Origin of the sequence: Eudoraea adriatica DSM 19308 (assembly GCF_000382125.1) — a bacterium.
Taxonomy (GTDB): domain Bacteria; phylum Bacteroidota; class Bacteroidia; order Flavobacteriales; family Flavobacteriaceae; genus Eudoraea; species Eudoraea adriatica.
In genome coordinates this window covers 48101-70804 of the sequence record NZ_KB907546.1, presented here as the reverse complement: position 1 = coordinate 70804, position 22704 = coordinate 48101, and the positions used below count along the sequence as shown (strand labels likewise).

Below are 22704 nucleotides of genomic sequence, written 5' to 3'. Positions count from 1 at the left end.
GATATTTATCAGCTTATACAGGCGTTAACCGTAAACATTTCTTCTTCCTGATAAAGAAAACCCAGTTTTTGCAGACAACACCTTCATTAATTCCTCGGTAGTTGAAGAATCAATTAAATTCAGTGCTTTCACATTACAAAGTTTGTCAACCATATTGATGCCTGCCAGGGTATTGGAGGCAATGCCGGTAACAATGTCCGGAACAATTTCAAAGGCTTTCATCAATCCGTATACCGCATATGGATCCGAAGCGGCTAGTATTGTGCATTTAATATGTTCTCTTAATATGTTTATCGCCAGATCACCATTATAGGGCTCCAAAGGGGATGCACCTATTTCAATAATTGCAACATCGGCATTTTGATGCTGAACCCTGCTCAATAACTGATCTAATTTTTTCTTGTAAACGTCTGCCGCACAAATCGAAGATGGAAGTCCGACATCCACAAAATCCATAACCGCATTTGCCCCCACATCTTTAATTGCCAGAATATCTTTATAACGTCCGGCACCGGCTAACTTGGCGCCTACCACCTTATATCCGGCAGCCTTAAAAAGATTGGTTACAATTCTGGCAGAAGTAGTTTTTCCTGCGGACATAGATGTTCCTACAAAGAGGATTACCGGTGTGTTAAAAGGGATAGGTTCAACGGTCTCCACAAAATCATTCATGGTAACTTTTTTACCATTCCTGAATACGTGACCTGAATAATCTACCTCCATCATGTTTGGTATAAAAACAGATTTTGAGGTAAGTTTTCCCATCAGACCACCTCCGGTTAAAACATTCATCCTTAGGTCGGCTTTTACTTCACGCCATGTCCCTGTGGCTTCCAGGGTCGCGAAACGTTCGCCCAGAGCTCCAACTACAGATTCTCCTCCAATTACTCCCCGCATTCTGCCGGTTATTAGCTCCAGATTTAAGGTATTACTTCCCGGATCCAGAATCTTACTTACAACATAGTCGCCGGTTTCCCAATGTTCCCTGTGAAGTTTTTCAACATTAAATTCAATTTCAGGCAAATCAGAAATTCTGGTTAGTGAGGTATAAATAAATTGATGATTCATGTTTTTTCATTTAATGGTTCCAATAATAATAAGAGCGTTAACAGTGCTGTTCTTTCAACAAGCTTATTTCGTAAAATATACTCGTGTGTTGCATGAGCACCATCACCGGGCGTCCCCAGTCCATCAAGAGTAGCTGTATACAAGCTGGTTGTATTCGCATCTGAACCTCCCCCGGCAGTTGCTTCTTCAAGGTCCAGTCCTAATTCTTGTCCCTGTTTTTTTGCCAAATTCCATAAATGCTGATTTCGGGGTGTTTTTTCCATGGGCGGTCTGCCTATCCCCCCTTCAATTTGCATTTTAACATCTTTATGTATTGGCTTTAATCCCTTTATTTTTTTTGTTATTGCATCTCCATCAGATTCCCGAAGCACTCTGACATCAATCACGGCTTTACTGGAAGGTGCTACCATATTGGGTGAGATACCACCTTCAATCATACCCACGTTTACAGTAATCCCATTTTCAAGATCATTCATAGCATAGAGCTTCTGCACCTGCTGTGATAATTCAACTATGGCATTCACCCCTTTTGTAGGGTCTAATCCGGCATGTGCCGCTTTGCCGCGAATGGTTATGGTAAAACGACCCAGACCTTTTCTTGCAGTTTTTAATTTACCATTCAGGCCTAATGGTGGTTCCAAAACATAAGCCCGGTCTGCTAGTCTTGCCAATCTTTTAAGAGCATTGGTAGTCTCCCTGCTCCCTGTTTCTTCATCCGAATTTATGAATACCACTGGTTCTACCTTAGATGATATGTTCAGTTCCCTGAGGGCCATTAGAGAAAAAACTATCTGCGTAATTCCGGCCTTCATGTCATAAATACCAGGCCCTCTAATTTTACCACTCTTATAAGTTAAAGGCATTTCTTCTAATGTACCTAAGGGCCAAACCGTGTCGCAATGACCAATCAAAAGCTGGAATGGCATATGTTTATTCCTGTTTTTGGGTCTTGCATACAAATATCCCCCCGTATTTTTACCAGAAACATGAATAACAAAATAACCCATCGCCAAAAACCTATCTTTTAAATAGGTCAATATCTGGTGTTGTGAACTAATTTTATCCGAAGGAGATTCATGATATACCAATTCCTTTAAAAAAAGAATCATTTCTTCCTCTTGGGTCAACAAATACTCCCGGGCCGAGGTCGCTATTTTCTGCGGATTTTTCATCGCTGAAAATTTTTTGGAAAGGGAAAACCATTAGTTGCCGCAATCTTTGCAAACCTGCCAGGAGCTATATAAGCAAGTAAAGGGTTTTTTGCCAGTTGTTCCTGCTCATCTATTTCCGAAACTTTCAAATAATCTCTATGTGCATACGCGGCCTTAATTCTACCTGTAATAATGCTATAATCGTCAAAGCCATCAATGATTTTATATAATTCGCACTCCAAATAAAAATAGGCGTCTGCTATTATAGGTGCATCTATTGAGGGTGCTCTTAAGATGGGTAAGGCATTAATTATCCCTTCAGATTTTGAAATGTATTCTGTTCGCGGACTGGCACTGAGAGATGCGGATATAATCTGGTCCGGTAATGGAAAGCTAACGGTAAATTGACCGGTTGCCAGTATATTATCAAAAGTACTATGCCTTGGCGTACATACAAACCCAAAATAATTACCAAACCCTAAAGGCATGGCCATGTGCTTGGGGGCAAGATCATAACCCTGCTTTTCTTTTGTGCCTATTATAACCAAAGGTGCTACGGTAAAAACCTGATCCCAGATTGAGGTTATAGGTTCCAGGAGGATATAATTATCTTGCTTTAAAGTGTTCATATGAGATGATTTGAAGGGTATTATGCCTAAAATTACAAACCAAACAACAAGGAAGTAATGACCATGGTCATTGTTAATATTCCCATATCTAAATACTTTCATAAAAAACATAAGATGAAAGGTGTATTGAAGCTCGGGAAAATTGCCGGAATTCGAATTGAAGTACATTGGACCTTCACTCTTTTATTGCTGTGGGTGGTTTTTCTGGATATACAGCGTGGTGGAACAACAAACAGTGCTTTGATGAACGTTGTTTTAATTCTATTGCTCTTCTTTTGTGTAATACTGCATGAATTGGGCCATGCACTAACTGCCAAGAGATTTGATATAAACACTAAAAAAATAACGTTGTTGCCAATTGGGGGTGTGGCATCTTTAGAAAAAATGCCCGAGAAGCCGGGGCAAGAACTGATCGTGGCTTTGGCAGGGCCTGCTGTAAATGTAATAATTGCAATGCTGCTATTGCTTGTAGTACCACTGAAAAATTATTTTGGCCTTGATGCAGATAGTTTGGCGCACTTATTAGCGGCACCCAGACTGGAAACTCTTTTGTTTTATCTTTTTCTGGCGAACGTAATGCTGGTAGTCTTTAATTTAATTCCCGCATTTCCAATGGACGGTGGCCGTGTATTTCGTGCTTTGCTGACATTTGTAATGGATAGAACCAGGGCTACCGAAATAGCCGCCTCCATAGGACAGGCCCTGGCTGTTGTTTTTTTCATACTGGGCTTATTTTTCAACCCCTTTCTAATATTAATTGCGCTCTTCATTTTTCTGGCCGCCTATAGTGAGAATCAAATGGTGAGGCAGAAATCACTGGTTGAAGGGCATTTTGTAAAGGAAGCCTTGCTGACTAATATAACACCTTTAAATCCTGAAAATAACCTTGAAGATGTTTTTAAAATAATACTATCCGGAACCGAAAAGGATTTTGTAGTAACAGAAAATGAGAATATCGTTGGCATATTAAGTCATAAAGAAATTATCAAAAATGCCAAAAATGGTTCAATGAAAGTAAGGTCCATTATGGATACGAAATTTAATACCATGAAGGCCATGGACGAGCTAATAAAATTCTTTGATTTAGTAAATAGTGAGAAACAACGTTTTTTCCCGGTAACAGACAAAACAGACAAACTTATTGGTGCAATAGATGTAAATAACGTAAGTGAATTCCTTATGCTCAAGACCAACTATATTACAAAGACATAAATAATCTTTACACTCACTGATCCTTGTCATTTCAGCTTTATAAACCATTTAATAAATTGACAAAAATTAGGATTATGAATACTATTAGAACCCACACATTTACGGAAAAGAATTTTATAAAATTAGCTGAGATAAAAGATTCGCATTGCGTTTCCATTTATTTGCCAATGTACAAAAAGGGCAAAGAACTGAATGAAGGCCTGGGGCAATCCAACTTAAAATCCTGTTTGAAAAAAGTGCATTCAGATTTAATTGAAGATGGGTATGATAAAACTATGATCAACACCTATCTCACACCAATAAATAAACTCGTTTCTGAATTAAGTTTCTGGCGAAACCCATCAGATGGTCTGGCAATTTTTTTGGACAGAATTAATGGAATCAGATATTACAAGTTACCCCATTCTTTTGAAATACAGACTTACGTTGCTGATCATTTTTATTTACTCCCTTTACTGCCCTTATTTCACAATAACGGAATTTACTATCTCTTAAATCTGAGTCGTGATCATGTAAAACTATATGAAGGTTCCAGAAGTTACTTCCAGGAGATTCCTATAGAAAAAATTGTTCCAACTCAATTGGAGGAGGCAGTTGGCTATGACTTTGAGCAAAAGATGTTGCAATACAGAACCGGGCAAATGATGCATCCGGCTGGGTCGTTTCATGGCCAGGGTGAGGGCAAAGAAGATCAAAAGAAAGAACTGATTTACTTCTTCAGAAAAATAAATGAAGGAATAACTAAAATCCTAACACATAAAAATGCTCCCTTGATCTTAGCATGCACAGATGAGTTGTTCCCAATCTACAAGGAAATAAACACACACGGCAATTTATGGAATACCAATCTAAGTGGAGATCCTGAATTTAAAGGTGATACCGAGTTGCAAAAGGAATCCTGGCGTTTAATTCAGTCTTATTTTGCAACTACAAAACAAGAAAAACTGGAAAGGTTTCATGCAAAATCTCAGACTTCAAAAACTTCTCATCAACTCTCTGAAATTATCCCGGCAGCAATTCAAGGAAAAGTAGACACCCTTTTTGTTCAAAAAAATGAAGATTTTTTTGGCAACTATAATCAAACAAAAGGGTGCTTAATTCTGGATAGTCATAAAGAAACGGGGAATCTATCTTTGTTAAATATGGCCGCAATAAAAACCTTTCTGCAGGGTGGAAATGTTTATTTTCTGGAAGAAGAAGAAATGCCGTTTAAAAATATGTCGATGAATGCATTGTTTAGGTTTTGATGAAGCCTAATGCCAGGCAAAGATTTTCGGGTACAATTTATACAGGTATTGATTGTACCCTTTTTTTATTGAAACAACAAAGGTTATCAATCTCAAATGATTATGACATGCTAAGACTTTTTTTATGAAAGCTTAACAGGGGAACGAGTCGTTCTAATTTCATGCGTTTTACCAGGTCAAAATGCCAAAGGTTCGTAATTAAGGTATTCCCTTCTCTTTCGAGCATTGCCAGGATATCCGCATCTGCTTCAATTAAATACGTCTTTAAGGTGTCTAGAATATCATCTGACTGTCTGAATTCAAAACTGATGTTTTTATATGCAACTTTTTCCTTAAGCATCTCCTTAAACCATTGCATCTGATCTTCTGCTGCATATTCTTTTTTGGTTGAAACGTGTATTAGTTTAATTTTAGAATTAAAGGCAGAAGCAAATGCTGAAATCCTTTCAATAGCAAGGATATCTGATTCTTCAAAGGCGGTTGCGTATACAATAGTGTTGAGTTCTGTTACCTTCGAATTGCCGGGAACAGATAATACAGGGACAGGAGATTTTTCTATCAAAGCAGAAGCTGTGCTGCCCATAAACAGGTCTTTTACAATATTGCTTCCTGTCATCCCCACTAAAATCAGATCGGCTTTTATTTTTTCGGCCTTTTCGATAATCCCATCAGACTCTATGCTATTCTCAACCACATGGATAACGGGTCGCTTATTTTCATCTTTTAAATTGAGGTGCTTCCAGCAAAAAGCATCTAGTTTTTCCCGGTGATTATTGAAAGCTGTTTCCTCTAAACGCGCATATGCCAGGCTAACCGTACTAATAAAGGTTGCAGAAATATCAAAAACATGTATAATATGAAGATCGGCACCAAGTTTTTTGCAGAACACATCAGCTAACTTTAATGCTGAAATGGAATTATCAGAATAATCCGTAGCACAGAGTATTGTTTTCATAGTAAAGCCTTTTTGAAATAGCAGGATGAATCTATCCAAAAGAAAAACAAAAAAAAATGACCTAAGTCATATCCTGTAAGAAAACTGCGATATGACAATTGTCATTTTAGCTGCTACACAAAAGAACTAAATTTATTATTAATGCAACAAAATCTGAATTATGGGCGAGATAGCAACTTCAGACAGGCAAATTACCCTGTTTTATAGTTCCGGGTCCAAAAGGGCCAGGCAAACTTTGGCTTATGCAAAAGCTAAAGGTTGGCCAATTCATGAGATTGATATATTGAAAACGCCTCCCAACGGTACTCAAATTGCAGAATTGGCGGAGCGCTTAGGACTGGAGGTTAAGGAACTTGTTAACCAAAGTCATCCGGCTTATACTTCCAAATTTGAACCACACGAATTTTCATCCGAAGACTGGATTAAAATGATTATACACAATCCTGAAATAATGAAGCAGCCCATAGCTATCCGGGGAAACAGGACCATATTGGTTGAGACCCCTACAGATATACTTAGGATATAATATCTTTAATATGTTTGTAAGAGAATTTAAATATTAGGTTATGCCGAAATTTAAAGAATTTAATATTGCAGATTGGTTTTCATTTTACCGCATAGCGGCAGTACCCTTTTTACTTATTTTGATCTTGTGGAATGAACGGGAAATATTTACCTGGCTTTTGCTAATAAGCTACTCAACCGATGCTATTGACGGTTTTTTGGCAAGGAAACTTAAGATTACCAGTGCACGCGGATCTCAATTAGACTCCTATGGCGACCAGGTAACTCTTGTAGTTGGATTAATAGGACTGATAGTATTTGAGACCGAATTTATGAAGGAGAACTATCCCCTGATACTGATTGCTTTTGTGCCCTACATCTTTCAAATGATAATTGCTTTTCGAAAATACGGAAAAGCCACAGCCTTTCATACTTATCTGGCCAAATTATCTGCTGTAATTCAGGGTGTATTTATATTATGGCTATTATTCTTTGGCCCTGTTTACTGGTTATTTTATGTAATGATCGTTTTAGGAGTTTTAGAAACAATTGAAGAAATCACACTTATTTATTTATATGACAAATGGGTTGCTGGAGTCAAAGGAATCTATTGGGCCTTAAAGGACAAAAGACGGCTAAATGTTGAACAAAACGGCTCTCAGACCTGAGATGGATTAAGAAATGGTCTGCAATGATTATGCAACCGGAATTGACAAACAGTGAAATGGTGGCCATTGTTGCTGAGGAGGTTCGCAAAAAAAAAGAAACCAAAAACTTCATCTAAACTTCGTTTCTAAAATTTTAAGTAGGGAAAAGTTTCACAAACCTTACATACTTGCATCTAGGACCATTTTCAAAAGAAGGACCAACTATTATAAAGGTCCATTGCATCATCGCCGAAAATGGTCATAAAACTCTTGGGAAACATCATGAAATTTGCTTCTCAGATATCATAAGAGCTGCGTTTGAAAAATGGAAAACCATAATCAGGCAGCCATTTAGTTAAACTTATCCATAAGATGCATTGAACTCAATTTTTTACTTTCTCCTTTTTGGCCGCTTTTGCTTCTTCTTTGGCCATTTTTTTGAAATAACCCCGGGTTAAAAAGTTATGTTTAAAAGCCTCCATATTCTCATTGAACTTCGCGGTACCTTCTTCTATGTTTTTCATCGTGGCTTCCAGGCGCTGAACAAAAATTGTATCTTTAGACAGGTAATTTAAGGCTCCATCACCCTCTGCTATCCCGGTGACAATGCTATCCAGATTAATCGTTAATTTTTGCATTCTATCACTGGCAGATTCCAGATTGTGAATAATTCCTTTTATTTCCAGTCCGGCTAAGGAATCGCGCATTAAAACCCCAAACACGGAATTCTCCGAGTTGGCGGCAGCCATTACCAGTTTGTTCACTTCATTCAATGTATTACTGGCATTAGCGCTGGCAAGTTTTAGATTCAAAATAGTCTTTTCAAGGTTATTGGCCATGAGGGTATCGTTGAGCAACCGTCCTAATGTCCCTTCTCCTCTGTTAAGAGCAGAGGTTACTTTGAGCAAATCAGCAGTAAGAAGAGCGGCATTTTCAGTAGTAACATTTAACGTACTCATCATATCTTCAGCCCCGATGCGACTGTAAGATATAATCTGATCTCCCGACTTTATCTTTTCACCCAAACCCTCACCCGGGACGATGTTTACAATCATGCTTCCAACCAAACCATCAGATCCAATAGTAGCTATGGCATCCTTTTTAATATGTTCCATCATATTTTCCTGAATAAGCATTATTACATCTATGGTAGAATCATTTTCCATTACAATATCTTTTACAGTACCCACATTTATCCCTGAGTAACGCACATTATTTGCTTTTTGAAGTCCGTTTACATTCTTAAATACCGCATGGATGGTAAAAGTATTGCCGAACATGTTTTGCCTGTTTCCTATGAGATAGGCAGCAATTACCAACAATGCCGTTCCCAGTATTACAAAAATCCCCAGTCTCAATTTTTCTAAACTTGTTCTTTCCATATCATTATTTTTTAAAGAATGCTTCTACCTTAGGGTCTTTAGATTTAACAAGTTCGTCATAAGTGCCTTCGGCATAATTAATGCCATCTACCAGTAGAATCATTCGTTCTGAAATTACCCTTGCACAGTCCACATCATGCGTAATAATAAGTGAAGACGTGCCATATTGAATTTGAATGTTCCGCATTAATTCAATAATTTCTTTAGCCGTAATAGGGTCTAAACCACTGGTTGGTTCATCGTACAAAATAATTTTAGGCCTGAGGATCAGGGTTCTGGCCAACGCCACACGCCTTTTCATACCACCAGAAAGCTCTTCTGGCATAAGATCTATGGCGTCTGCGAGTCCCACACTCTCCAAAGCTTCAAGCACCAATGGGGTTGTGTCTTTGATAATACCAAGTTTCTCTTTGTGTCGTCGCATAGGGAACTCTAAATTTTCCCTTACTGTCATAGAATCATACAAAGCACTTCCCTGGAACAAAAATCCAATTTCCGAACGCAGTATATCCAGGGTTGTCCTGTCCAAAAGTTTAATTTCCTTTCCCATAACGGATATATAGCCGCTATCTGGCTTCATTAGCCCTACAAGGCATTTGATCATTACAGATTTTCCAGAACCGGATTTTCCCATAACTACCAAATTCTCCCCTTTATACAATTTGAGGTTAAAACCGTTGAGGACCTGGTTATCCCCAAAGCGCTTGTACAAATCCTTTATATGAATGATTATCTCGCCTTTGCCAGTTTCAGTATTCCCGGAAATCTGTTTTTCTCGTATCATCACAGGTCGTAAAAAATATCAGATATAAAAACTGCTACAAAATCAATAATAAACAATAGCATGGAAGTAAATACTACCGCTGTATTTGCTGCCAAACCCACCCCTGCAGTCCCTTTTTTGCTGTAGTAACCCTTAAAACAGCCTACAAGGCCTATTGCAAAGCCAAAAAAGAATGATTTTATAGTGGCAGGAACCAAATCCCGATAATCCAATGCATCAAAAACGCGATTAAAATATAGCTGGAACGAGACATTTCCCTTAAAATTTTCAACCAAAGCAGATCCGTATAGTGCAACGGCATCTCCCATTATAACAAGTAGTGGCAGCATAAGAGTTATTGCCAGGATACGTGTGACAACTAAATATTTAAAAGGATTTGTCCCTGATACTTCCATGGCATCTATTTGTTCAGTAACCCGCATGGAACCTAATTCGGCTCCAATTCCCGAGGCAATCCTCCCGGCACAAACCAGCGCAGTAATGACAGGCCCAAGTTCACGGACAATAGAAATCCCGACCATATTGGGCATCCAGGATTCGGCACCAAATTCAATGAGGGTAGGTCTGGATTGCAGGGTAAGCACTAACCCAATGATAAATGCAGTCACCATTACCAAAACCAGGGAACGGTTACCCATATGATAACACTGCCTTAGCAACTCCTTAAATTCAAAAGGAGGCTTGAATAGTTCTTTAAAAAAGCGGCCTGCAAAATAGGACAGCTCTCCTACCTCAATAAAGAATTGTTTTATTCCACCCAAACTTTGTTTTACCGTATTCATAGGTGCTAACTTTCTTGTGGATCTGATTACTCAAAATTACCTTTAAAAGGCTATACTATAAATGATATAAGTCATATCCTAAACCTGACCCTGATCATGGCACGCAGGTCTATTGAAGACTAACTTTATTCTGTCCGGGGTAATTCCCTGACCGGAGAAACCAGAGTTTAAACACCATTGCAAATGACCCTAAAGCCTTCACTTTTTATTGGGATCCTTATTTTAGTAATTGGTGCTTCCTTTGCTCTCATAACCAACTTAAATAAACCTTTAAAAGAAATATCAAAGGCGCACAGGGAACCTGTGTATAATGGTATAAAAAATGCTATTGCCGGCAGTTGGATACCTATTAAACAAGACATTAACATAAGTCAGTATTTTATCTATATGGATTCTTTGGTAAACGCCTATGATTCTGTAGTTCCCTACCCCCTGTCAGAACACCTGCTGGCACATGCCAATCCACGGATTATTGAGACGCTGGTAAATACAGATTACTACAGGATGATGGCCCGGGATTCATTTGTTTATGATCAGAGAAAACTGCTGGTTCTGAGGTTACCAGACTCTATTATGATCCCGGATTCCCTGTCCGCCTTAGCTATCCTGGATTCCTTTAAGGAAACGCATCTCGATATAAATATTCCCGAATTTAAGCTTCGTATCTATCGGGATACCACTTTGCTATTTGCCTTCCCGGTGAGAGTAGGAAAAAACCAAAAAAAATATTTGGGCATGGTGGATAAGTCCATTGACCTGCGAACCAAAACCGGAAGTGGTAAGATAGTCCGGCATGAAAAAGATCCGGATTTCTATAACCCTGTGAACCACGAACGTTTCTTTACTACCAAAAGAGATGACAATAAAACAACCTTAATGCCGCAAATACCCTGGATAGAAACTGAAATAAATGGTGTTAGAAACGGCCAGATGATACATCCAACGACCAATCCCGAGACTTTAGGGAAGCCCAGTTCTAACGGCTGTATTGGCACCAGAGAATCTGATGCCTGGATTATTTACTATTATGCCCCCCTGGAAACGGCAATCAGAATCCGTTACCAATTGGAATTCACAAATGACAAAGGCGAAAAGGTTAGACTAAACGATATCTACGGATATGTGAATTGAATTTAAAGAGCCATGCATACTTAATTTGTATTTACAAGAGGAATCTCAGCCGCTAAGGAAGCATTAATCAAATCATCAATTTTACTTTCTACCTGAAAATAAAGGGCTGCTTTGGTAGCAGGAAGGATTTTCTTAAATTTTTTGTAATAGCTCTTATTTAACTTGAGTAGTTTTGTTTCATAAGCCAGTGAACGGTTAACCAGAGCATCCGCCTTTTCGTCAGTCATTGATTCATACTGGGCCGCAAAATCTTTAATAATGTTGACGCGTTCTGTATGGACTTTATACAATTCCGCGTTGTATTCATTATACAATGCCCAAAACGGACCACTCTCAGCATCGCTAAGCTCCATCGTTTCAGCTACCGCTGCCTTTTTCTCCGCATTTAAAACATCTCTTACCACTTCAAGATAGTCATCAAAAGATTGAGAAAAAGCCGGACTCATCATCATAATCATCCCGATGAAGAGTAAAAAGTTTTTTGTTTTCATTTTTTAAAAATTATGTTAGTACTAAAATTAGAAAATAAATAAAATTTGAGATTTACCTGATTCTTTTTTTGTAATTCCTGACTGCAAGTATAGTAATAATTTCTGCTATAGTGGGAGTCCTTTCAAAAATTCATTTTCTCCAATTCCAGGGCTAAGTCAGGCCATATGCCAATACCCTAAAAATTAGCTGTCACACCAAAGGACGGGCCCTTAAATGTCATATCAAAACTGCCATTCCATGAATTTTGTGTAACATTTGCGTAATAATTTATATAATGATAATTAGCGCTAAACCCGATATTTTTAAAGGCCTGGAAAGTAACCCCGGGATTTAGATTCCATAAGCCTCCGGAATAGTCGCCAATTTTAACTCCAAACCAGTCAACCGTGGCTGTAAATGCCCATTTCGGGGTAGGAGCCCAAATGTACCATACGCCAACATTCGGCAGGGGCAGAAACCCGTTTACTCTTTCTCTTCTGAAGCCAGTTGACACATCATTTATAAAAGCCTCTCCTTCAATAAAAGCATTTGTATCAAGTCCGTGAATTCCCAATCCTCCACCAAGTTCATGCTTCTGTCCGGTGCTTATAGCCCTTCCAAAAAAAACCCTGTACAAAGAAAGCCCATAACCTGCTTTGGCAGAAGCTCCTGCCCGGAAAGTATAATCCTCCCAAACAATATCCTTTTCTAGTACGGCTTCATCTTCTGCCGCAACTCTAAAATATTGTCCTCGTACCGACCAAAATTTGGATTTAGAGAATCTCCAGATAAAATCGAAATTAAAAGTATTTTGGGTTCTTCCTATGTCAAAGTTTTCATTAAAATCAATATCCCCTACGTTTTCTGTTTCAATATTGCCTTCTACACTTAACTGAAAGCTTCTTGAGGGTACAAATAAAGCTGCTCTTGCCAAAAATCTATCCGTAAGCATAGGATTTTTACCCCCGTCGGTTTGGGAATAAACGGAGCTAAAAATGAATAAAAAAACAACAATGGAAAGTACAGTTTTCATTTTTATATGGTTTTGATTACTCTTAAATTATTTCATTGTACTACTAAACTAGTTTAAAAGTCGAATACTAGAAAGCATATTCGCTCTTTTATTCTAGTTAAATTGATCTTATCCTTAACAATGATTCCGGTTGAAGTATGGGGCCCGTCTCCAGATTTTAGCGGCATTTTCCATGGTTTTGAAAATCCAAATCCCAATGTTTGTGACCAATTCTTAATAATTCAGGACTCAATAATATTAACGCTCAAAAATAAACCAAAAACGATATTTCCCTCATGATATAAATCATATTACCGATCAAGGTAAAAAGAATTGGGAAAACCTATATTCTACTATTTGAATAAGACGTTAGTTTAACTATATTTAGCCTTTATAGATTTCTTATAGTCTAATTTATTCCACCTTTTCTATGTGCCGAAGATACTATTTTCTCCTTTCGTTTTTAATACTGGGAGGCTTTGTGATTTTTACATCCTGTAAGGACAAAACCAGCGAAATGCCTCCTCCGGAGATTCAGGTTATCAATGTCATTAAAAAAGATGTCCCCCTAACCAGGGATTTCGTAGGGCAGGTATACGGGTTCCAGGACATACCTATTCGAGCCAGGGTAGAGGGCTACCTTCTCGGCGTTCATTTTGAAGAAGGTTATCCTGTTAAAAAAGGGCAATTACTCTACACTATAGATTCACAACCTTTTGAAACGCAGGAAGCCTCTATGGCCAGCAAGGTCGCTGAGGCCCAGACGTATCTTGTAAATGCCGAAAATGAATTGGCAAGGTATAAGCCCCTGGCTGAAATTAATGCGGTGAGTAAAAGCGATCTGGATGCTGCACAGGCAAGCAGAGATGCTGCATTTTCTTCCTTAGATGCGGCCAAGGCCAATTTAAGAATGGCTCAAATACAGCTTGGATATACCAGAATAAGCTCTCCAATAAATGGCTTGATAGGCAAAACGGAAGCACGAACCGGTGAATTTGTTGGTCGCGAGCCTAACCCTGTAATTCTTAATGTGGTATCGGATATTAGTAAAATGAGAGTTGAATTTTTTCTCACAGAAGCGGAGTATCTGGAAGTTGCCCGAAATTTTAAACAAAATGTGTCTGATGATGGTACTGTAAATCGTGAGAATCCAAAAAACAAGGAAAATCTTACGTTAATCCTTGCAGATGGAACAACTTATGAGGAGAAAGGAAGTGTGCAGTTCCTGGGAAGGGCCATTGATTCGGAAACCGGTTCAATATTGGTTCAGGCAACATTTAACAACACTAAAGGACTCCTTAGACCAGGTATGTATGCGAAAATCCAGGTTGAATTTGAAATCGCTGAAGACGCTATACTGGTCCCCCAGAAATGTGTTTCCGAACTGCAGGGGCGCTATTCCGTATTTGTAGTAGATGAAGGTAATATTGTGAAATCAAAAGAAGTAGAAGTTTCAGACAGAATAGGTGACCTATGGCTTATCAAAGAAGGGTTGGCAGAAAATGAACAGGTACTTATTGATGGCTTGCAAAAGGTAACGTCTGGCATGGTAGTAAAACCGGTGGTTACCGAATTCGAAAGTCAAATTTCTGAAAATTAAACGCATTATGGCCGAAGAATCAGGTAACTTTTTTGTTAAAAGACCCATAGTGGCAATAGTAATAGCCATTGTTATTGTTATTGTTGGTTTCATATCTCTTTTAGGTTTACCCATAGAACAATATCCAAACCTTACACCACCTATTGTTCAGGTAAACGCAAGATACACGGGAGCCAATGCCATCAGTGTTGAAGAATCTGTGGCTACACCCTTAGAACAGGAAATCAACGGAGTGGACAACATGATTTACATGAAATCGACCAATTCCAATGATGGCTCCATGGTTATTGATATCTCATTTGATGTGGGTACAGATCCGGATATGAATACCGTACTGGCTCAAAACCGGGTATCTGCTGCCTCTGCCAAACTACCACAGGAAGTGACAAAATTTGGAGTATCCACAAAAAAATCTTTGCCAAATATTATGCTGGCAATGACACTTTCTTCGGATGGAAGATACGATCAGGATTTTCTTGGCAATTATGCCCTGATCAATATAAAAGATCAATTATCGCGGATTAAAGGTATTGGACGGGTAGATGTGCTGGGAACCTCGGACTATTCCATGAGAATTTGGGTAAAACCCGACCTGCTTTCGAAAATGGGAATTACAGTACCTGAAATCCTAAATGCAATTAATGAGCAAAACGTCATTGTACCGGGTGGTAAATTTGGTGCAGAACCGGCGCCACCGGGAACGGAGTTCACCTACACAGTTCGCCTGCCGGAAAGATTTAATTCTGTTGAGGCTTTTGAAGATATTGTCGTAAGAACTCATGAAGATGGGTCTCAGGTTAAAATTAAGGATATAGCAACTGTAAAGCTTGGCGTTGAGACCTATGCCATGATCCCCCGGGTGAATAAGGAAACCTGTGCGATTATTACGGTTTATCAAGCCCCGGGATCTAATGCGGTTGAATTGGCAGAGAATTTAATTGCCGAAATGGATGATCTTTCTAAAGACTTTCCCGAGGGTATTCTATATGATGTTGCACTGGACTCTACATTACCAATAACAGCCGGCATTAAGGATATTGTAGTAACCCTTATTATTGCCTTGATACTGGTGGTTTTTGTAGTTTTTATATTTATTCAGGACTGGCGGGCTACTTTAATCCCTACCCTAGCAATACCTGTTTCTTTGATTGGAACATTTATGTTTTTCCCACTTCTGGGTTTTACGATCAACGTATTGTCGCTATTGGGGTTGGTACTGGCCATAGGAATAGTGGTTGATGATGCGATCGTTGTGGTGGAAGCCGTTCAGGTAAATATTGCTAAGGGCATGACTACCAGGGCTGCCACATTTGATGCCATGAAAAAGGTAACTGCGCCTGTCATTGCAACAACGCTTGTATTGGTAGCAGTTTTTATTCCGGTTGCAGGAATGGCAGGAATAACAGGCTTACTATATCAGCAGTTTGCCATTACCATTGTAGTTTCTGTCCTTGTATCTTCTCTAAATGCATTAACGCTTAGCCCTGCGCTATGCTCATTGCTTTTAAAAGAACCTAAACCTTACAAAGGAGTATTAGGAAAGTTCTTCGAGAAATTTAATCAGGGAATGGACAAGTCCACAATTTCCTATATGAGTTATACCAGCATTGTCTCCAGAAAACTAAAAAGAAGTGTTATTTATATTGTAATACTTACTATTGGAGCCGGGATATTCGGAAGCCTGGTACCGGGCGGTTTTATTCCGGAAGAAGATATGGGCTATTTTTATATAAATACACAACTGCCCAATGCAGCTTCTATTCAAAGAACAGATGCAATACACAAACAAATTGAAGAAATCGTCTTAAATAACCCTGATATTGAATATTTAACTTCCGTTTCAGGGTATAGTTTACTTTCCTCCTCTGCAGTCCCCAATAACGGGTTATTTTTTGTTACCCTTACCGAATGGGGAAATAGAGATAAGACTGCCAAGGAAGTAATTAAAGATCTGAACATAGAATTTGCTCAAAAATTGAAAGGAGCACAGGTTTTTGCTTTTGGCCCGCCCGCTCTTCCCGGTTTGGGGAGTGGTTCCGGCTTTAGTATCATGCTTCAGGATCGTGCAGGCAATACACCTGCATACCTGGGTGAAAATAGCATGAAATTTATCAAAGCAGCCAATGAACGCCCAGAAATTGGAGCGGCCTTTACCTCTTTCCAGCCAAATGTTCCACAGAGATACCTGGACATTGACAAAGAAAAGGCGCTCAAACTTGGGGTTTCACTAAATGATTTATATACAACTATCGGTGCTTTTATGGGAGGAGCCTATGTGAATAACTTCACCAGGTTTGGCAGGCTTTATAAAACATACATTCAGGCCGAACCTGAGTATCGGGTCAATGAAAAACAGATAAATAATTTCTTCGTTAAAAACAACAAAGGTAATATGGTACCGCTTGCAACCATAGCAACTGTAAAACCCATTACGGGTCCGGATTACACAAACAGGTTTAATTTATTCAGGGCCGTTGAAGTTACGGGCTCTCCGGCACCAGGCTATACATCCGCAGATGCAATTACAGCTTTGGAGGAAGTTGCAGACGAAATCCTCCCGCAAGACATGACCTACAGCTGGAATGCCATGTCTTTCCAGGAGAAAAAAGCATCAGGGTCGCTTATGATCATACTTACCTTTTCACTGCTGTTTGTATTTCTTATTCTCTCAGCGCAATATGAGAGTTGGTCTTTACCATTTTCGATTCTTTTAGGTACGCCATTTGCTATTTTTGGAGCGCTTATCTTCCTATGGATTGCCAGATTATTTAGTCCAACTTTTGAAAATAACATCTTTGCGCAGGTCTCTTTTGTAATGCTTATAGGGATGGCGGCGAAGAATGCGATTTTAATCGTAGAATTTGCAAATGAAGAATTTAAAGAAGGGGCAAGTCTTTATGATGCGGCGATGAAAGCTGCAAAATCAAGATTCAGGCCTATACTAATGACTGCTTTCTCATTTATCCTGGGTGTTTTTCCATTGGTTATTGCATCGGGCTCAGGGGCAGAATCGAGGAAGGTAATGGGTATGGCTTTATTGGGGGGAATGTCTTTGGCAACAATTCTCGGCGTATTTTTCTATCCGATGTTGTTTATTCTGATTGGAAAGATTGCTGGGTATGAGAAAAAACGAGATAAGGAACTTGCAACCTCAATTGAAACTTCAAAATAAGATGAAAAAGATAAAAGAAATGAAAATCAAAATTTCCTTTATACTTATTGCTTTAAGTACCATCTTTTTATTTGAAGCTTGTAAAGTGGGGCCCAGTTTTAAAACCCAGCGTACCGAAATAGACTCCACAGCAGTTTACCGCTATGACAGTATTCAATTGGCGATGACGGATTCTGTGCTCAATATTAGTTGGTGGGAGTTATTTGACGACCCTATATTGGCAGATCTAATTGAGATTGGTCTTGAGGAAAACAAAGACGCCCTTATAGCTTCTTCCAGAATTGATCAGGCAATGGCACAATTAGGTTTTACCAAAGCCGATATGGGGCCAAAGATTGGTTATAATATAAGCGCTCAACGAGGTAACGTAATTGCCGGGGCCCCTACACAAGGTTTTGAGGCTAGTAACATTTTCACCGGATTTGGTACCCTAAGCTGGGAGCTCGATTTTTGGGGTAAGTTTAGAAGGGCCAATGAAGCTGCCAGGGCAGAATTAGTAGCTACAGAATACGGGCAGCGAACGGTGCAAATAGGGCTCATTTCAGCTATTGCCACCACCTATTATCAGTTACTGGATTTTCAATGGCGGGAGTATATTTCCAAAAAAACTTTAGAATTAAGACAAGCTTCATTAAACATCATCCAGGCAAGATATAATAGCGGTATTGTCGCGGAAATTGATTTGAACCAGGCGCAAATTCAAAGAGCCATTGCCGCCTCCGCTGTTCCTCTTTTTCAAAGATCCATTGCTCAGACAGAGAATGCTTTAGGTATTTTATTGGGCAGAAGCCCAGGCCCCATCACAACAGGGGTTGAGTTAAGTGAGCAACAATTACCTCCGGATATTCCTGTGGGCCTCCCATCGATGCTGATGGAAAGACGTCCTGATATCTTACAAGTAGAAGCCTTATTGCATGCCCAGACAGCTCGTATTGGCGTAGCCGTTGCCCAAAGATTTCCTTCCATCAGTCTTACCGGACTTTTGGGGGTAGCAAGCAATGATATCTCTACTTTGACTTCCAATCCGGCGGCATTTGCTATTGGAGGTAGTGTTTTAGGTCCTTTATTTGAATTCGGAAAAAACAAAAGACGGGTAGAGGTTGAACGAAAGATAACAGAGCAGGTCCTTTATGAATACGAACGCACTGTCATAACAGCCTTCCAGGAAGTAGAAGATGCCCTTGTGGCAATAAGCACCTTAAAAGAAGAAAGGCAAGCCCGGATTGATCATGTTGCTGCGGCACAAAATGCGCAATATTTGTCAGGAGAGAGGTACGACAAAGGCGTTACCAGTTTTTTGGAATTAATAGAAAGTCAACGACAAGCCTTCGAAGCAGAATTAAGTCTGTCTGAAACAACTCAAAAACTTTTCAATTCCTATGTTAATCTGTATAAAGCCTTAGGTGGCGGTTGGTTGTCGGAAGAGGAAATGAATGCTGCGGCCAATACTGCTGGCCTTAAAGAATAAAAAAATAAATGACCATCCGAAAAATGATCATGTAAGATTGTCTGCCTCTCCTTCATATGGCCAGCGATATGACAAGAGTAAAATATCTTTTCAGACAGTTTATTTCTATAGAAAAGATGACACTAAACGAGCAGCAGCATATGTCAACTTCCTGAAGGTGCTCTGTTTTATCCAGCTTTCATAGGATAATTCCTTACATTCCTTCATATCGTTCAGAAATGCCCCTTCAAGTTGTTTAGCAAATGGTGCCCCATAGATCACTGACATGATCTCAAAGTTGAGGTCGAAGCTGCGGATATCCATATTGGCAGAACCCACCACACTTAAATCACCATCGGCAACCACGGTCTTGGCATGTACAAATCCTTTTTTATAAAGGAATATTTTTACCCCGGCCTGGAGTAATTCTTCGTAGTAAAACTTTGAAGCAGCGCCCACAACAGCCGAATCGGATTTTTCGGGCATCAATATCCGTACATCAACACCACTGAGCGCTGCTTGTTTAAGTGCATCCAAAATGCTGTCATTTGGGATAAAATAAGGATTGGTCATATAAAGTTTTTCTTTCGCTACCGTGAATATTTTGAAATACGACAACATAATGGGCGATAATGGGTACAACGGCCCTCCCGCCACTATCTGGGCAAGTTGCACCTCACCCTTGTCCGCTATTTCTTTTACCTCAGGAAAAAGCTCATTACTTACCGATAGTTTGTTTGGCTGACACACATTCCAGTTCACAATAAAATGACGTTGCAAGTTATGAACGGTACCTCCCATGATCTTTACATGGGTATCGCGCCAATACAAGCCGGTGTCAATTGAATTATCATAACGATCCGAAACATTAATGCCGCCCACAAATCCGGTATGGCCGTCCATGATTATCACCTTGCGGTGATCACGGTGGTTTACCCTGTTGGCAATAGCCACCAGTTTAATTTTAATAACCGGGTAAATTTCAGCACCACCTGCCTTTAGTTGCCTAACAATGTTGTGCTTCATTTTACGGCTTGCATAATCATCGTACATGATTCTGACCTTTACACCTTCTTTTATTTTTCTTAAAAGAACATCCTTGATCTGATTTCCACGAGTGTCGTTTTCCCAGGCGTAGTATTCCATATGAATAAAGTGCTTAGCCGTCTCAAGTGTTTTAAGCACTTCCGGAAATTTCTCCTCCCCGTTGGTCAAGAGTTTAAATTCATTAACACTGAGCTTTTCACTGCCAAGGGAATAAATGAAGTGAATTAAATCGTAGTATTTATCCAGCGAACCGGCATATTTTTTTAAGAGTTCTTTTGTGTCATCCGGCACACTTCCTTTGAAAGATTTTGTAAACTCATCAAGTGCTATTGTTCTTTTTTTGTTACTCTTTTTATGCCTGTAATTGATACCGAACGAAAAATAGATAAGCATACCCATTAATGGCAGTATTAAGACAAGTAGTATGTAGCCAAGAGCCTTAGCTGTAGAGTGCGTATCGAGCAATATCCTGATAATGGTATAAGCCAGCAACAATCCGTACGCAGTAGCAAGTATATAATTCATAAAGGCCGGTAATGAGCTATTTAACAACATCATATGAAGGAGTTTTTTATTATACGATTAATTGATATAGTAAGGTCAGCTCTTAATTCCGATTCTTCATATGCCTTCTACCAATCGATAATTTATTTATGCTTCGCCGTAAATCATTTACAAACAACAGTTAGAATATCCGCAATTTCATCTTCAAGCCCTAAGGTAATCAAAACAGGTATTTAACCATAAATTGAAGTCTTCTTCCAACACCAGAGTTATCATCAACATTTACACGTTCTAAAACCATAAATTCAACCCCTGTATTTATATTTTTTATAGGTGACCAAATGAGGTTTAAATGTCCTGAACTACCACCTTTCATTTTTTGTCCATCTCTGAATTCAGATGGGTCTATTGAATAGTAGTTTAAATTTAAACTAGTTGCCAATGTTTTAGAAAGATTAAAGCATACACCTGCACCTAGATTCCAGGCAGGCATTGTTTCAAGTTTACCATCGTCATTCAAAACTGCAGAACTTTGAGTGCCAACAGTAGCTACAATTTGACTACCAAACCCTTGACCATAAGAAGCCATCCATCTAAACCAATGTTTTTTATCTCCAAAATATTCACGACCGCTAAAACTAAATCCCCAACCAACGGCTGTAGAATTCGGGATTACCTCTTCGCCGTCCCATCTCAATTGAAATAAAGATGCTCCTAAAAATAAGCGACCTCCTGCTTTTGTTGATTTCGTAATTCTACCCACTAAAAGTGGTAAACTCTGGCTGGCTTGACCTTCAAAATCTCGACCGTCAACCCCTGGAAATTCCAACATTTCCAAACCAACGGCATATTTAAATTTATCATTTATAGCATCTTCAAATCTTATTTGAGCTCTTCTGGTTCCTGTTAAAGCATCGCCTGAAGCAAAATCAACAGTAGCAGGTACTGCATATAAATCAGACCCAGTTCCCCAAGTACGTCCAATTAATAAACGCCCTACAACACCATAAAAATGTCTTAACCTTGGCGCCTGGTTAAAAGGACCACGATCGAGATTGAAAAAGTCTAATTCTAAAAAAACTTGCATTGGCATGCCTTTTTCAGTAATAGTTCTTATATCAAAGTTTATACGAGACTCTCTGGCATGTATATTTACATAACCACTTTGTGCCGGTCTTCCATCTCCTTCCACAGGAACATTCTGAATTTCATATTGAAAACGATCATAGCCTCCGTCAAAATCCTGGATATAATCTACCCTGGCATAACCTCCAATAGCCATTCTGGTTTTAGTGCCAAAAATTGGCCACGATTTAGGAAAGGAATCATCTACTAAATCCTGCCCTGTATAATTCAAGGTATTGCCTCTAAACTGATCAATACGTGCTGTATCTTTTTGAACGGTCTTAATCGAATCTCCTGCTTGCCATTGTTGCCCGAAAGTGGGCAAAAATGCGCAAGTGCCCAGCACTGCTAAAAAGAAGTTAAGTTTTTTCATTGTTTTTTGTTTTTGTTGAGATTAGCTAAAACCTGATAATACAATTCATCTATTTGGTTAATAATTACTTTCCACTTGGTATAATAAATTCCGATAAAAAAGAGGTACAACGCATCTGATATTTCTATGACATGGAACGATTCTAACACACGCCTGCCGATGATAAAACGCACAACGATCAGCAACAACAACAAAACAATACTGCCGCGATTTGTTGTTAACTTAAGTTCCAGATTTTCTTCGTTGACCTGAACTTTGTGTGAAAAAAAGAACAATTTGCCTACAATAGCACCAACCCAAGCAAAGATTACATAATATAAGGGGGTTCTAAAAACGTACGAGTCATAAAACACAATTACAATCATAACCAGCATAGTTATACGAATAATTAGGTTAGACCGTTTTATTCGATTGTCTGCAAATTGTGTTATGAATTTACGTTTTGTGCCCATTAGGTTATA

General features: G+C 39.1%; 20 protein-coding genes. 8 read left to right on the top strand and 12 right to left on the bottom strand.

Annotated elements, in window-relative coordinates; translation table 11 throughout:
* Positions 1-24 precede the first annotated feature (24 nt).
* Genes G504_RS0100335 through G504_RS0100325 form a run of 3 tightly spaced genes read right to left on the bottom strand, consistent with a single transcriptional unit; the run spans position 25 to position 2848 of the window.
* On the bottom strand, positions 25-1068 hold the full coding sequence (locus G504_RS0100335) for a hypothetical protein (RefSeq protein WP_019668132.1): 1044 nt from the start codon (positions 1066-1068) through the stop codon (positions 25-27).
* On the bottom strand, positions 1065-2240 hold the full coding sequence (locus G504_RS0100330; RefSeq protein ID WP_019668131.1) for a M20 family metallopeptidase: 1176 nt from the start codon (positions 2238-2240) through the stop codon (positions 1065-1067). The genes G504_RS0100335 and G504_RS0100330 overlap by 4 nt, the downstream gene beginning before the upstream one ends.
* Positions 2237-2848, bottom strand: coding sequence for a flavin reductase family protein (locus G504_RS0100325; RefSeq protein WP_026348309.1), 612 nt, complete (start codon positions 2846-2848; stop codon positions 2237-2239). The genes G504_RS0100330 and G504_RS0100325 overlap by 4 nt, the downstream gene beginning before the upstream one ends.
* Positions 2849-2962: 114 nt before the next feature.
* Here G504_RS0100325 and G504_RS0100320 point away from each other — a divergent pair, with 114 nt between their 5' ends.
* Both G504_RS0100320 and G504_RS0100315 read left to right on the top strand, forming a co-directional pair.
* Positions 2963-4060: a site-2 protease family protein gene (locus G504_RS0100320; RefSeq protein ID WP_040443735.1), complete on the top strand. Its 1098-nt coding sequence runs from the start codon at positions 2963-2965 to the stop codon at positions 4058-4060.
* 74 nt (positions 4061-4134) lie between these two features.
* A complete protein-coding gene (locus tag G504_RS0100315; protein WP_019668128.1) occupies positions 4135-5307 on the top strand; it encodes a baeRF7 domain-containing protein in 1173 nt (390 codons plus the stop codon).
* Between the two features lie 100 nt (positions 5308-5407).
* Here the strand turns inward: G504_RS0100315 and G504_RS0100310 are convergent, their stop codons facing one another.
* Entirely contained in the window at positions 5408-6262 is an 855-nt protein-coding gene (locus tag G504_RS0100310; RefSeq protein WP_019668127.1) for a universal stress protein, read from the bottom strand.
* Positions 6263-6422: 160 nt separating this feature from the next.
* Here G504_RS0100310 and G504_RS0100305 point away from each other — a divergent pair, with 160 nt between their 5' ends.
* A complete protein-coding gene (locus tag G504_RS0100305) occupies positions 6423-6788 on the top strand; it encodes an arsenate reductase family protein (protein ID WP_019668126.1) in 366 nt (121 codons plus the stop codon).
* Between the two features lie 40 nt (positions 6789-6828).
* Positions 6829-7434 (top strand): CDP-alcohol phosphatidyltransferase family protein, encoded by a 606-nt coding sequence (locus tag G504_RS0100300; RefSeq protein WP_019668125.1) that lies wholly within the window; start codon positions 6829-6831, stop codon positions 7432-7434.
* A 362-nt stretch (positions 7435-7796) separates the two neighbouring features.
* Here G504_RS0100300 and G504_RS0100290 read toward each other — a convergent pair whose 3' ends face one another.
* The 3 genes from G504_RS0100290 to G504_RS0100280 are packed head-to-tail and all read right to left on the bottom strand — an operon-like array spanning position 7797 to position 10361.
* Complete coding sequence (locus G504_RS0100290) at positions 7797-8795, bottom strand: MlaD family protein (protein ID WP_019668123.1); 999 nt, start codon at positions 8793-8795, stop codon at positions 7797-7799.
* Positions 8796-8799: 4 nt separating this feature from the next.
* The gene (locus G504_RS0100285; RefSeq protein WP_019668122.1) at positions 8800-9579 is read right to left on the bottom strand and encodes an ABC transporter ATP-binding protein; all 780 of its coding nucleotides are present in this window, start codon (positions 9577-9579) and stop codon (positions 8800-8802) included.
* Entirely contained in the window at positions 9579-10361 is a 783-nt protein-coding gene (locus G504_RS0100280) for an MlaE family ABC transporter permease (RefSeq protein ID WP_019668121.1), read from the bottom strand. The genes G504_RS0100285 and G504_RS0100280 overlap by 1 nt, the downstream gene beginning before the upstream one ends.
* Before the next feature lie 183 nt (positions 10362-10544).
* Between G504_RS0100280 and G504_RS0100275 the strand changes: the two genes are divergently transcribed.
* Complete coding sequence (locus tag G504_RS0100275; protein WP_019668120.1) at positions 10545-11492, top strand: L,D-transpeptidase; 948 nt, start codon at positions 10545-10547, stop codon at positions 11490-11492.
* A gap of 20 nt (positions 11493-11512) precedes the next feature.
* Here the strand turns inward: G504_RS0100275 and G504_RS0100270 are convergent, their stop codons facing one another.
* Positions 11513-11983, bottom strand: coding sequence for a hypothetical protein (locus tag G504_RS0100270; RefSeq protein WP_026348306.1), 471 nt, complete (start codon positions 11981-11983; stop codon positions 11513-11515).
* Positions 11984-12159: 176 nt separating this feature from the next.
* Positions 12160-12996, bottom strand: coding sequence for a hypothetical protein (locus G504_RS0100265; protein WP_019668118.1), 837 nt, complete (start codon positions 12994-12996; stop codon positions 12160-12162).
* A gap of 409 nt (positions 12997-13405) precedes the next feature.
* Between G504_RS0100265 and G504_RS0100255 the strand changes: the two genes are divergently transcribed.
* Genes G504_RS0100255 through G504_RS18105 form a run of 3 tightly spaced genes read left to right on the top strand, consistent with a single transcriptional unit; the run spans position 13406 to position 19215 of the window.
* A complete protein-coding gene (locus tag G504_RS0100255) occupies positions 13406-14575 on the top strand; it encodes an efflux RND transporter periplasmic adaptor subunit (protein WP_019668116.1) in 1170 nt (389 codons plus the stop codon).
* Positions 14576-14582: 7 nt separating this feature from the next.
* Positions 14583-17747 carry an efflux RND transporter permease subunit gene (locus G504_RS0100250; protein ID WP_019668115.1) on the top strand — a complete coding sequence of 1055 codons (3165 nt, stop codon included), beginning with the start codon at positions 14583-14585 and terminating at the stop codon, positions 17745-17747.
* Position 17748: 1 nt separating this feature from the next.
* The gene (locus G504_RS18105) at positions 17749-19215 is read left to right on the top strand and encodes an efflux transporter outer membrane subunit (RefSeq protein ID WP_051089549.1); all 1467 of its coding nucleotides are present in this window, start codon (positions 17749-17751) and stop codon (positions 19213-19215) included.
* Between the two features lie 105 nt (positions 19216-19320).
* On the opposite strand, the gene cls is transcribed toward G504_RS18105, so the two are convergent.
* The 3 genes from cls to G504_RS0100230 all read right to left on the bottom strand — a co-directional run bounded on the left by cls (position 19321) and on the right by G504_RS0100230 (position 22695).
* Positions 19321-20799 (bottom strand): cardiolipin synthase, encoded by a 1479-nt coding sequence (cls, locus tag G504_RS0100240; RefSeq protein ID WP_083930682.1) that lies wholly within the window; start codon positions 20797-20799, stop codon positions 19321-19323.
* 166 nt (positions 20800-20965) lie between these two features.
* The gene (locus G504_RS0100235) at positions 20966-22243 is read right to left on the bottom strand and encodes a DcaP family trimeric outer membrane transporter (protein ID WP_019668112.1); all 1278 of its coding nucleotides are present in this window, start codon (positions 22241-22243) and stop codon (positions 20966-20968) included.
* The gene (locus G504_RS0100230) at positions 22240-22695 is read right to left on the bottom strand and encodes a hypothetical protein (protein WP_019668111.1); all 456 of its coding nucleotides are present in this window, start codon (positions 22693-22695) and stop codon (positions 22240-22242) included. Before G504_RS0100230 ends, G504_RS0100235 begins: the two co-directional genes overlap by 4 nt.
* Positions 22696-22704: the final 9 nt, after the last annotated feature.

Bases quoted from the DNA above. Each gene is read 5' to 3' on its own strand.
- G504_RS0100280 (WP_019668121.1), bottom strand. From the start codon at position 10,361: ATGAATACGGTAAAACAAAGTTTGGGTGGAATAAAACAATTCTTTATT.
- G504_RS0100310 (WP_019668127.1), bottom strand. From the start codon at position 6,262: ATGAAAACAATACTCTGTGCTACGGATTATTCTGATAATTCCATTTCA.
- G504_RS0100235 (WP_019668112.1), bottom strand. From the start codon at position 22,243: ATGAAAAAACTTAACTTCTTTTTAGCAGTGCTGGGCACTTGCGCATTT.
- G504_RS0100300 (WP_019668125.1), top strand. From the start codon at position 6,829: ATGCCGAAATTTAAAGAATTTAATATTGCAGATTGGTTTTCATTTTAC.
- G504_RS0100320 (WP_040443735.1), top strand. From the start codon at position 2,963: ATGAAAGGTGTATTGAAGCTCGGGAAAATTGCCGGAATTCGAATTGAA.
- G504_RS0100250 (WP_019668115.1), top strand. From the start codon at position 14,583: ATGGCCGAAGAATCAGGTAACTTTTTTGTTAAAAGACCCATAGTGGCA.
- cls (WP_083930682.1), bottom strand. From the start codon at position 20,799: ATGATGTTGTTAAATAGCTCATTACCGGCCTTTATGAATTATATACTT.
- G504_RS0100315 (WP_019668128.1), top strand. From the start codon at position 4,135: ATGAATACTATTAGAACCCACACATTTACGGAAAAGAATTTTATAAAA.
- G504_RS0100285 (WP_019668122.1), bottom strand. From the start codon at position 9,579: ATGATACGAGAAAAACAGATTTCCGGGAATACTGAAACTGGCAAAGGC.
- G504_RS18105 (WP_051089549.1), top strand. From the start codon at position 17,749: ATGAAAAAGATAAAAGAAATGAAAATCAAAATTTCCTTTATACTTATT.
- G504_RS0100275 (WP_019668120.1), top strand. From the start codon at position 10,545: ATGACCCTAAAGCCTTCACTTTTTATTGGGATCCTTATTTTAGTAATT.
- G504_RS0100325 (WP_026348309.1), bottom strand. From the start codon at position 2,848: ATGAACACTTTAAAGCAAGATAATTATATCCTCCTGGAACCTATAACC.
- G504_RS0100230 (WP_019668111.1), bottom strand. From the start codon at position 22,695: ATGGGCACAAAACGTAAATTCATAACACAATTTGCAGACAATCGAATA.
- G504_RS0100290 (WP_019668123.1), bottom strand. From the start codon at position 8,795: ATGGAAAGAACAAGTTTAGAAAAATTGAGACTGGGGATTTTTGTAATA.
- G504_RS0100305 (WP_019668126.1), top strand. From the start codon at position 6,423: ATGGGCGAGATAGCAACTTCAGACAGGCAAATTACCCTGTTTTATAGT.
- G504_RS0100270 (WP_026348306.1), bottom strand. From the start codon at position 11,983: ATGAAAACAAAAAACTTTTTACTCTTCATCGGGATGATTATGATGATG.
- G504_RS0100330 (WP_019668131.1), bottom strand. From the start codon at position 2,240: ATGAAAAATCCGCAGAAAATAGCGACCTCGGCCCGGGAGTATTTGTTG.
- G504_RS0100335 (WP_019668132.1), bottom strand. From the start codon at position 1,068: ATGAATCATCAATTTATTTATACCTCACTAACCAGAATTTCTGATTTG.
- G504_RS0100255 (WP_019668116.1), top strand. From the start codon at position 13,406: ATGTGCCGAAGATACTATTTTCTCCTTTCGTTTTTAATACTGGGAGGC.
- G504_RS0100265 (WP_019668118.1), bottom strand. From the start codon at position 12,996: ATGAAAACTGTACTTTCCATTGTTGTTTTTTTATTCATTTTTAGCTCC.